The sequence below is a fragment of the Methylobacterium sp. D48H genome (assembly GCF_053345715.1).
Window position 1 is genome coordinate 17,655 of the sequence record NZ_JBKFAP010000039.1, and the last position, 11,057, is coordinate 28,711.

The following is an 11,057-nucleotide window of genomic DNA, read 5'->3' on the forward strand; positions in this document are numbered from 1 at the left end:
CGGAGACGATGCTGGTTGGCGCGATCTGCATCGCAGAAGGGCCACGTGTTCGCGCGGCGCGTCCGGCTTGGATCGCGCAGCATCTGGCTCTGCTGGACGAATACTTCGGCGTCCACCGGGTTCTGGCGATCGTGATGCATGAGTACGAGGACAGGTGCGAGATCCGTTCGCTGCTGCGCCCCACAGACGATGGACTCCACGCTAACCGAGAATGGGGCCAGCGCGGCGCGAAGAGCGCCTCCTCATCTCCGAGGACGGAGCGCGGGACAAAAGCAGTTGGGATCAGAAGAAGGATACCGGTTGAACTGCAGACCCGTGCCGCCATCCGCTTGCGGCTGAGTATCGCGGTTGACAACTCGCTTACGACCACTGCGGGATCCGTCATGACAGATGCGCCTGAGTCTCCAATCGTTGGAGTGTTCAGGAGTGAACGCGAGATCCAACATTCGCGCGACGTTTCGGAGGGGATCAGTACGTCGCTGCTCGGCGGTACAGCGATTGCTGCAACCCCGGCGGCAATGTCGCCGGCTACAGTCGCGCCCGGCTGTGCAGGTACATCGTCCCCTGACGACGCAGTTTATATATCTGATCCGTCGAACAACGTCGTGCTGAGAAGCCGCGCATGTCGCACGACCGTGGTTCGTAGCATGACTATCTCAAAGAACGGGGAGGTGTCGTCCCCTCCTATTTTGTGCCGCTCAAATAGGGGGGCGCGCATGCACTCCACGGTGGATGACCAGATCGCCACGACCCTGCTCATAGGAACGCCGAAAACCCGTGACCGCGAAGACGCTAAAACTGAAAAAATCGAATACGAAGACCGCCTACCACGTGATTTGGGTCAGGTTTCACAGACCTGGGTCCGTCAAGCGAGAGTCGAACGGCATCCGCCCCCCACGAATGGAAACGAACCAATTTTCAGCGCTCCACCTGTTGTGCCAGCGAGTAATGAATACTGTTTCGATTGCGTTCTTTGCGGCGGATCAGAGTCATCGCGTGGCCATTACGGGTTGACGGAGAGACGCACAGCCAGTCCGCCCGAACTTCGTGCGCTCGAGCATTTTCAACGGGCTGATTTGCCCGTCGACAGGGCTCGTCGACCATGGTGTCGTGATCCTTCCGATCAGCGCCTCCCGGTCACGCCGCAGATTGTCTGCGAATCTCCCCCGCAGCGTCGCGAACGCCGCCGTGAACCAAGTCCCGAGGCTCTCGACGTAGTGCTGTCGGGCGAGGTTGGCAAAGCGTACAGAAATCGCGGCTCTCTGCGGCGCTGCGAAACTAACGCGGCCGTACATGGTACGCTTGAGCATCTTCAGCCGGCCGATCTGCCCTTCGGCCTGCGCGTTGCTTCAGAACGTCGTCAGTGCAGTCTGGACCGCCCGCCGATTCTGCGCCAAGTTAGCCGCGAAGGTCTCCAACGCCGCGACGCCGCAGGTGCGCGTTTCGAGGAGCCACCTACCGTGTTCGCCCACCGGATCGGCCAGTTGGTCGCCATCCAGGCCGCAGGCGCGCATCAGCTTCGTGAACCGCTGCGTCAGATCGACAATGCGTACCACTTCGGCATCCTGCCAGATCCGAGTGAGGTCGGCCGCGGCATGGGACGGCAACGTCGTGATGGTCCGAACCGTGGTCCAGGCCAGCTGCTTTCGAGAAGCAAGTGTTTCTGGTCTGAGAACCGTTGCGCGCGTCGAGCCAGCCCCCGACAACCATTTGTGGGCGATGCTCCGCCGTGGCGGCGTACACCGCTCGGTAATGTAGCGATGCACCTGCCGATGAGTTCCAGCAAAGCCCTGATCGCGGATCTCGCGTCAGAGCGCCATGGCGCTCTCACAGCTCTCGGCCATGCGCTGCTCCAGATGGGCGAGATTGGGGTCGAGGCGAGACGGATTGGGCCGCTGGTTCGCGCGCTCGGGGAAGCTCTTAATCTGGGCGTACTTGCGCACAGTCGCGCGCGCCAACCCTGTAGCGCGACCGATCGCCAGGAGGGTCGCACCTGCCAGATAACCCCGACGCACGTCCTCGTAGGCTGCAAGCCGCCGAGCGCGACTGTCACGACTCCTCGTGATCTCAGCGGCGCTGCGGCGGTAGGCGCGCAGGCGATCCCCGGGATGGCGGCCATCACCGATAGACAGAGCGGGCAACTGACACAGCCGACTGTCGACGCGGCCGAGCCAGCGTTCGAGCGGTGGGCGCATGTTCAGGAGGTGATGCCATCGATCAGCGACCGGAAGCACAACTGGCGCGCGAGCGGTGAGCGCTTGGGCGTGCTCGGTGGACCGGTCGCGGGCGACGATCTGGATGCCGGGATCGCGACGCAGCCAGTCGGTGACGGCCACTCCCGAACGGTCGGGCAGCAGGTCGATTGGGCGACTGCATTCGAGATCGACGAGGCGTAGGCCGTAAGCTCGTCTTTTTCGGAGAAGCCGATCATCGATGCCTACGACGCGAGACCGATTCACGCTCAGCAGCGGCAGTGGACAGGGCGCAGGATCGTATCAGGCGTCGGTCTGCATACTCAGGCGGGCACCGGCCTCGCCACCAGCTGCAAGCCAAGCCCAATCCGGGTCTGAGCCTGCGCACGGCGGCATCAGCCGCGGGAATGGCTGTGCGAAGATACCGCAGCGGCCGGCAGGATGATGGCAGCAGAAGCTCGAACGCAAGGGCGCAGCGTCATGGGGTGACCAAGGTTCGGTAGAGCAACCTGGCAGGTACGAGGGCAGGATCATCGTAACCTCGAAGTGCCGTCCCCGTCACCGCGACCGCTCCACGCAAAACGCGGAGAAATCACGAAGCGATTGAGCATCATGTGATTTCTGTTCCCAGGCGTTTGTCCCTTCGACTGCCGTGTCTTCTGTATATCCATGCAGGCTAAATACCTACTTTAGCTATGCAACTTCGGCCGGGACTAGCTGAGATTCCGGCGAACCTGCTCTACAGCCGCTCACGCCTCCGCCTGCCGAAGGGCACAGGCAATCTGATCGTTCATGAGGCGTTTGCGAAGCATGGCGGCCACCTGCCTCAAGGCTCAGGATGCTCGAAGAAAATGCGTTCGGCGCAAATCAATCTTTTGAGCAAGGTTCAATCGGTGAACGCTAGCGGATCTATCCAATCACTGAGCAACTGTATAAAATATTTAATTCAAATAGCGCGGGCCAGCAGGCGATTCCAATGGGATTTCTGATAGGCGGACGGCATCATGTGGGAGTACTTCTCACAAAAATCTCTCGCCACGATAGAGGTATGCTTAGACCAACGTTGCGCCAGCTCGAAAAATAGGGAGACATTCCGCTGGTGGCGGTGTATGACCGACGCCCCGTTCAACCTAAGATAGGCAGGAAGCGGATGAGTGCAGAGGTCAGTGTAATAATTGAACCGCGCTTCGAAGCGCCATGGCACGACGCATTAAATAGCCGATGCTATTGGTACCACTCGATGCAATTTCCGGATGGCGAAGCCGTTCAAGGCAGTTGGCAGATCGATGACTTCCTTCAATACATTGGCAGCTATAATTTACAAGGCAAGACCGTGCTGGATGTCGGCACAGCGTCTGGTTTTTTGGCTTTCAATGCAGAGAAACACGGCGCTCAAGTCACCGGCTTGGATGCTGCCTCGACCGTTGAATTCCGGCACATGCCGTTCGCCAGCACCCTCTCTTACCGCGACATAAAACAATCACGAGCCATATGGGAAAGAGAAAACCTTATACCGATCAAAAATTCTTGGTGGTATGCTTGGCATAAGTTCAATAGCAAGGCTAAGTGCGTATATGCACCAATCGCAGAACTCTACGAATGGCCGGAACAGACATTCGACGTGGTGATGGCGGGTGCAATAGTCGAACATCTCTCGGATCCGGTTTATTCAATTGGAGCCTGGGCCCGGCTTGCCAAGGAAGCCGTACTGATTCCCTTCACGGACGTGCTACCGCTTGATGAACTCGTCATCCATCCAATCACGAACTTGGACGACCCAAATGTATTTTATGTTTGGTGGCACTTATCGCGCGGCCTCTATATCAAAATTTTCGACAATCTTGGATTCGATGTTTCATTCGCTGAAGCATACGCGATTCATAATGACGACATAGCAGGATCCACGCTGGCAAAACGCCCGTCTATCATAGCAACCCGCAGACGCAATGCTTAAGCAAACTGCACGCATCGGGAGATCTCTGTGGAGAAACAGCCACTCGCTGTCGTCACGATGACGTACAATGAAAAAGCGCTGCTTCCGGTCTGGCTAGAGCACTACAAACGGCAGATTGGGCTTGAGCACTGCTATGTCATTGATCACGGTTCCGACGATGGCTCAACTGAAAACATAGACGCGAGTCTAATAAGGCTCCCACGCACTCCGATGGATGAGAGTGCGCGGGCGCAAACGGTATGCGACTTCTGCGCCTCCTTATTCATCGGCTATAAGCGCGTTCTCTTTACAGATGCCGACGAGCTCGTTGTCCCAGATCCAGCCATATCGTCGAATTTGGGCTCATACGCTGCGGATCATAATCTGCCCCACGTCGTGACCATGTTTGGTGTCGATGTGCTCCATGTCGCTGAAGAGAGTGCCATTGATTTCAAGGCGCCAATTTCTCATCAGCGTTGCTTTGCTCGGCCTCTTTCTGCATTGTGCAAGCCCACGCTGATCGCTGGACGAACTGATTGGATGCACGGATTTCATTGCATCGTCGGCAATCATCGACCAAATTTCGCCGACCTTTTCTTATTCCATATCGCCCATTGCGACAATGGGATTTTGTACGAACGACAGAAGAAGCGAAACGCTGCTACACCAACTAGCATTGAAGCATCACATCATTCAATACCACCGGACAAGTTCATAAATCACATTCAAAACGAGGTTGCGAGTCTGCCTCGCCGCGTCCTAGAGATGCGACGGGGAGAGAAACATTTCGAAGATACGAAACGTGTCTTTGCAGATCAAATCGAAAAGAAGGATTGGATCGCTGCGCCAGACATCTGGCGTATACCGAGCCGTTTCTCTGGCACCTTCTAGGTTCGCTAAGGCCAGACACAACGCACGCCTCACAGAAGTGCTCAATGGCCGACTTGATTCTCGTTGTGCCCCCTGTTGCCTACCGTATAGTCTCGGCGTCGCGCATCTCTGTTTTTCGGAGATCGGCGCGCCGGCTCATCGCTCTTCTTCAAGGTGGCGAAGGACGGGCATGATGCCGTTCCTGCGCAGATCGGTGGCCAGCCAATCGACGTCGTAGCCCTTGTCGGCGCTCGGGCGGCGGATCCGGCCCGGCGCCTCGACCAGCAATACTGGGGCGGTTGTGATGTCGCTGGCGTTGCCCGGCGTCAGCGGGAGGACGTTGGGCCGGCCGAGGACATCGCTGAGAGCGTGGATCTCGGTCGTCTGGCCGCCGCGCGACGAGCCGATGACCTGCGCCCTCGCCCCCTTTCCCTCCATGGACAGACCGGTGAGCCCGGGCGAAACAGCTGTCGAGAGTGCCTGCGTTGCCGGCCCACCCGGCCTCGGCCAGCGCGGAGAGCATTGCCTTCCATAAGCCGCGCCGCGACCAGCCATTGAAGCGGTTGTAGACCGTGGTGCGCGGGTCATACGCGGCCGGGCAGTCGCACCAGCGGCGCCCGACGTCGGGACGTGCAGGATGCCCGAGATGATCTGCCGGTCGTCCTTCCGCCCGCGGCCGGGCTGGCCCCTGGGCATGAACGGCTCGGTCATCGCCTTACTGCTCGTCCGAGAGTCAGAACAGGTTCGCCATCGCCACCTCCAGGCTGCAAACGGCCGCCTGGAATCACAAACTGCCAAACCCTACAATACCCTGGCTCGGTTCACTCCCTAATGCCGAACCGCAAGAGTTTCGCGCGCCGTTACGAATGCCTCGACCAATCGGGTCAACCGCCTCACCGATCCCCCGCGCCAGGATCGACGAAGCAGCGCGACCGCTTCCCCATCCAGAAGCGCTTCAAAGGCAGGATCGAGCCCGCGATTGGCAGCGATACCCTCCAGGACCGGTCCGAGCAGCGCCTCAAGATCTGCTTGGCTTGGCGCCGCCATCTCCAAGACACGCAAGCGGTCGAGCAACGGACCAGGAATGTTGCCCACCCCGTTGGCCGTGGCCAACCAGGACACTCGGCTGATATCAACCTCGGTCTGAAAACAAGGATCTTGGTAGGCCCGGGCGGTCTCCGGTTCGAGCATCGGAAGCAAGGCATCCCAGAGCCTACCGTGATCTGCACGCGTTGCGGCCTTCTCCAACTCGTCGATCAGCATCAGCGGATTGGCGGTGCCAGATCGAGCCACCGCCATGATCGGATGCGCTGGCTCCGATGTTGCCCAGCGGCGATCAAGGCCACCGAGCGATGCGCCCGCGTCCCGCGTAGCATCGACCCGCCACAGCCCCAATCCGAGATGATGGGCGATCCTCGCGACGATGCGACTCTTGCCGGCTCCCGGCGGGCCGATCAGCAGAGTCGGCCGGAGCGTGGCGTGCTCATGTCCGATCAGATCGGCCAGAAGTCGGTCGATCATGGTCTGCGCGTAAGGAAACTCGAATACCAACCGAGCGCGCACATCCGCGAGATCCGGCACGGCGACCAGCGGGAGCGGCTTGCCGATGATGTGCTCATAGCCGCGGGCGATGGATTTGCCGCGATCACTCCCGGTCTCTTGGATCGCCGGAACGACGAGGACGTGGCCTTTGGGCACTTCCGCGGGTGGGGCATCGGCATCCGGCAGCTGTGGCGTGGTGTCGACGATTGCCACCTTCTCCCGCCGGCGCGCCTCGCTCTTCTTGACGAGCTGAGCCTCGATCTTCTTCCATCTGCGCCGCTCCCGCGTCGCCGCGCCGTCTGCGACGGGTCGTGTCAAGACCTCCCCAACGGGCACAAGCGCGTGGACGAGTGCCACGTCGCTGGCGAAGGCATCATCGGCGCCACAGGCCAAGGTGGCAGCAGCGGCGATGGCGCTGCTCGTCTTCTCGGAGAACGTCAGAAGCGCGTCCGTGAGCGCGTCGTGCCAAGCTGCCTGCAGCGCGACAGCGAGATCGGTCGCCCCGATGATGTCCGAATCGGCACCCTGTTCGGCGACGCGTCCGATAGTGAGGCGCGTCTGCGCCTCGGCCAGCGCTGCAAACCCTTTGCGGAGGTCGAGAACCGCTTCGCGTTCCAGCCACAGGGGCTGGGCCAAGCGCGCTGCAGCTCTGCGATCATCGCCGGCGCAGGACAACAGCGTCGCGACATCGGCCAACGCCCGCGCCACCGGCTGATCGTGCTCCACGGCCCACACGTCGAGGAACCGGATCAGAGCGGATCGTCGGGCTATCCATCGACGGTCACGCCACAAGCCGCCTTCCGAAGTGGCCGCCCCGATCCAGGCGGAGACCAGCGCCTCGGCATCGGGGGCGAGGGTGGTGATCTCGAGGGCGAGCTCGGAGCAAGCAGAAGCCACACGCAGATCTTGAGTGAGGCAGGCGCGCAGGCGGCGCGGAAGCATCGGTTCGAGCAGGCGACGTGCCGCCTCGGAGTCGATCTGCAGGGCAGGCGGGGTCGAAGAGAATGCCATCGGCTTCCTCCCCTTCAGTGGGCGACGCCGGCGCGGTCGGAACCGCGGCGCGGAACGGAGCACCAAGCATGGGCGAGGCAGAGCACCTCGAGATCAGCCCGGCGTCGAGCGCGCCGCCCGAGTACGTGCACGAGCAGATCGATGCAGGAGGCGTCACCTCGTACGGCGCAGAGGCAGATCGCCGACATCGCCGGATCGAGGCGCCCAGGAAAGGCGATGGCCTCGGCGAGGACGTTGAGGGCGATATGGATCGCAGCCGCCGGATCGCCCCGGCAAGCAGCGGACCAGTCGGGGGACGGCAGGGGCTGCGTGGCATTCAGGGCAGCGGACAGGCGGCACTGCGCCGCCATATCGAGCGCCTCAGGGGCGAGGACGCGCCACCAGGAAAGCGGCAGCGAGAGTTTGGCCGCGTCAGTTGTGCCGGAGAGATGGGCATCGGGGTCACGAGCGAGTGTCATTGAGACAGACCTGGAGAGCGCGACGGCGCGCAGGCGCACGGTGCGGGATTGATGGAGAGCGAGATGGACGCATCAGGTCGCGGCCGCGACCTGATGCCAGCGTGGTGCGGTCAGGGTGCGAGCGGCCCGGGCGGGTGCAGGTGTTTGACGTTCTCAGGACCGGCGAGGCTCGCCAACGCCATCGTCAGAAGGTCCGGCACAGCCGCGCGCAATCGGGCTTGAAGCGCCGCCGTGACAGTCTCGAGCGCGGCCAAGACCGGGGTCGCGAACAGCTGATCTATGGCCGGTCCGCTCACCGTAAGGTCATCGCCGTACCCGGCCCGTCCATAGACGTCGATCAGCACCGCGCGGATTTGCGCGACCTCATAGCCGAGTGAAGCTAGAAACGAGCGGCCCTGGACCTGCGCGCACCGCAGCACCCATTCGACTTGGTGTATTTTCCTAGCCTCATTTTTTCCGGAGCCTCTCTTGACCTCGGCGATGATGGCTCGACTCTCTTTCCGGTCGACCACGATTAGGTCGAGGAATACCGACTGCGCGACGGCGCCCGCGAGTTCGATCGAGGTCTGATTGAGCTGGGCGACGCTGCTGGCGCGGACGAGTTCCTGGGTCGGAACGGTGATCGGCATCGCGACGTTGCGCAGCACGAGGTAGCGCCCGCTTCGCTCCAGGACGTCCGTAATCGTCGCCTCAATGAGGGACCCGTGCCTCTTGACCATGGAGGCCAGCACGGATCCGAGCTGCGACAAGCCTGGTCCGAGCAGGGGATCGGGCACGAAGGTCGCCCGGAACGCGCCGTCGAGCGCGGCCTGGGCCGCGGCCATCAGTTCGGGTGCGCAGATCTGCGGGATCGCGGGCTGGACGTGGCCGCAGCCGAGGGCCGCGGCGCTCCCGAGCGGGACGGTGATTCGGCTGGTCGGCGCGGATCCAGGCTGCCCACGTGCAGATAGCCGCTGTCGGCCGCCGCGCTGGGCGGCGGGGTGGGGGACGACGATGGTCATGGATGGTTTCCGTCCAGGCGACGCCAACCCGCGCGCCCTTCACCGAATGGCGGGGCGGCGAACGGGCTCGTTTTTCGCAGCCTTAGGCCTGCGGTAACGAGGGCGTCAGGATTGCGGGATAGCGAGGGGACGCTGAGGCACGGCGTATCGCGTGCCAGCGCACCTTCAGGCGATCAGGCGGGTTCCCGGGACGGGGAGTGGGACTGCCCGGATTTCATGCATCGGGACAGTTTCGTCGGCGTGATAACGCCGGTAGGGAAGGTCTCAGCCATGGTCGGTATCCTTTGACGATACGGATCGTGGTCAGGCCGGCACTCGGTGCTGCTAACACCGGTGCCGGCCGCTCTCTGCTAAAGAGCGGCGCGGCGTGTGCGTGTGGTCTGCCAGGTACGAACTTGGCGTGGATCGGCACCTTTGAGAAGGCCGCAGATGCGGCAATATGAGCTTGAGGAAGTCCTTCCTGTCGCGATCGTTAACGGAAGCCTGGCGCCCTTTTTGTTGTTGCGGGTGAGCGCATCACATCCCATGATCGCCTGATGGCCGGGTGGCCGGTTGTCGCCAGCAGATTCTTGCTCAGTGCGCTGATCTCACCGATCCGCACAGATCAACGTGGCGACATTTGCCTGTGTGATCACATCAGAGACACAGCGGATGCCATGCTGGATCGCCGCGGGATCATCGTGAGCGGGTATGTGGCGAACCTCTAAGTACAACCGCATCGAGGAAATGTACGTGTTCCGGTCAAGGCCGAGCGGCTATGTGCCCATCGGCCTTTTGGTCTTCGAAGGTAGCTCCTCACGGCGGCTCGGTCGTTTTGCCTATAGCTCCGACTATCTAGCTTCGGAAGGACGCAGGCCGATTGACCCCATCGGCCTGCCGCTCGCAAACAAGTGGCGGCCTGTGACTGTGGGAGAGGTCCATCTGGCCTTTCACGATGCAGGCCCCGACGGCTGGGGCAAAGGAATCCTGACACAGGTATTCCCAGAACTGGAACTCGGCATGCCGGAGTTTCTGGCTCTGGGTGGCCTGTCGCGCACTGGCGATCTGGCCTTCGGCTCAACGCCAGAGGCTCCCGAGAGGTGGACGCCCAGGATGGAAGCAGCGCTTGAGCACGCTCAAAGCGAGGATGATCTTGAAGGTGCGCTCATCGCAGCAGAGAAGTACGAGGATGGCGAAGCGTCGGCGCGCCAACTCGCGCAGCTACTCATCCACAGCTCGGATGTTGGGGGAGCTCGACCGAAGACGCGTGTGAGGATTTCAGAAAAAGAATGGATAGCCAAATTTTCCGCGTGGGACGACAGGTTCGACAATCCCAGGGCTGAAGCGGTTTGCCTCGATTTCGCCGAGGCAGCAGGCCTGCGAGTCCCGGAGCGGGAGATTCGTGTCGTAAACGACAGGCCGGTTCTCTTGGTATCACGTTTTGACCGATCCTCGGCTGGAGCGTGTTTGTCTTACCTCAGCGCCGGCACTTTGCTGGGCGAGCCCGCTTATGGTTATGCGACAAGCAAGACCTATTTGGACATCGCGGCAGCCGCGCGCCGTATCGGTGTGCACGCGCCGGAACGCGAGATTTTTCGTAGGCTCCTGGTCAATACCTATCTCCGCAACACAGACGATCATTTGCGCAACCACGCTTTCATCAACGATGGGACCGGCTGGAATCTTTCACCGGTGTTTGATGTTGTCCCGCATCCGTCGGGCACCAAGCATGTCTGCGCCCCGGCTCCCGGTATCAGCCGGGAATGCAACCCGTGCACCGCATTCGCGGCCTACACAAAATTTGGCCTCTCCGCTGCCGAAGCCAGTTCCATTCTCGATGAGGTTCATGAAGCCACCTCGCGCATCCCAGCTTTTTTCGACGCCCGAGGCGTGTCGCGACGGGATCGAGAAATACTCTTGGCATGCTTCCGCTCGCTACCCAGGTGAACCGCACCCCGTTTTGACCGGACAGGCGGCATAGCTCACGAAGGCATAGGCGTTGGCCTATGGGTAAGGCTATGTCATCCGATCCGACCGCCCCACCGGTGCACGGCGAGATCCTGTCCGGCGT

General features: G+C 61.4%; 6 protein-coding genes and 2 pseudogenes. 4 read left to right on the forward strand and 4 right to left on the reverse strand.

Features of this window, described 5'->3' with window-relative positions; genetic code table 11:
• Positions 1 to 1,271: 1,271 nt before the first annotated feature.
• A pseudogene (locus ACLBX8_RS29705) lies at positions 1,272 to 2,695 on the reverse strand (transposase); the annotation flags it as partial.
• Positions 2,696 to 3,342: 647 nt separating this feature from the next.
• Between ACLBX8_RS29705 and ACLBX8_RS29710 the strand changes: the two are divergent.
• Together ACLBX8_RS29710 and ACLBX8_RS29715 are read left to right on the forward strand one after the other, a co-directional pair.
• Positions 3,343 to 4,146 (forward strand): class I SAM-dependent methyltransferase, encoded by an 804-nt coding sequence (locus ACLBX8_RS29710; protein WP_447700906.1) that lies wholly within the window; start codon positions 3,343 to 3,345, stop codon positions 4,144 to 4,146.
• A gap of 27 nt (positions 4,147 to 4,173) precedes the next feature.
• Positions 4,174 to 5,016, forward strand: a complete 843-nt coding sequence (locus tag ACLBX8_RS29715; RefSeq protein WP_447700905.1) for a glycosyltransferase family 2 protein — start codon at positions 4,174 to 4,176, stop codon at positions 5,014 to 5,016.
• A 159-nt stretch (positions 5,017 to 5,175) separates the two neighbouring features.
• Here the strand turns inward: ACLBX8_RS29715 and ACLBX8_RS29720 are convergent.
• Positions 5,176 to 5,706: pseudogene (locus tag ACLBX8_RS29720) on the reverse strand (IS5 family transposase); the annotation flags it as partial.
• Between the two features lie 117 nt (positions 5,707 to 5,823).
• Positions 5,824 to 7,548, reverse strand: coding sequence for an AAA family ATPase (locus ACLBX8_RS29725; protein WP_447716259.1), 1,725 nt, complete (start codon positions 7,546 to 7,548; stop codon positions 5,824 to 5,826).
• Positions 7,549 to 7,616: 68 nt separating this feature from the next.
• On the opposite strand from ACLBX8_RS29725, the gene ACLBX8_RS29730 reads away from it, so the two are divergent.
• The gene (locus tag ACLBX8_RS29730) at positions 7,617 to 8,009 is read left to right on the forward strand and encodes a hypothetical protein (RefSeq protein ID WP_447700903.1); all 393 of its coding nucleotides are present in this window, start codon (positions 7,617 to 7,619) and stop codon (positions 8,007 to 8,009) included.
• Positions 8,010 to 8,116: 107 nt separating this feature from the next.
• On the opposite strand, the gene ACLBX8_RS29735 is transcribed toward ACLBX8_RS29730, so the two are convergent.
• The gene (locus ACLBX8_RS29735; RefSeq protein ID WP_042675632.1) at positions 8,117 to 9,007 is read right to left on the reverse strand and encodes a hypothetical protein; all 891 of its coding nucleotides are present in this window, start codon (positions 9,005 to 9,007) and stop codon (positions 8,117 to 8,119) included.
• A gap of 690 nt (positions 9,008 to 9,697) precedes the next feature.
• Here ACLBX8_RS29735 and ACLBX8_RS29740 point away from each other — a divergent pair.
• The gene (locus ACLBX8_RS29740) at positions 9,698 to 10,933 is read left to right on the forward strand and encodes a type II toxin-antitoxin system HipA family toxin (protein ID WP_447716260.1); all 1,236 of its coding nucleotides are present in this window, start codon (positions 9,698 to 9,700) and stop codon (positions 10,931 to 10,933) included.
• Positions 10,934 to 11,057 lie beyond the last annotated feature (124 nt).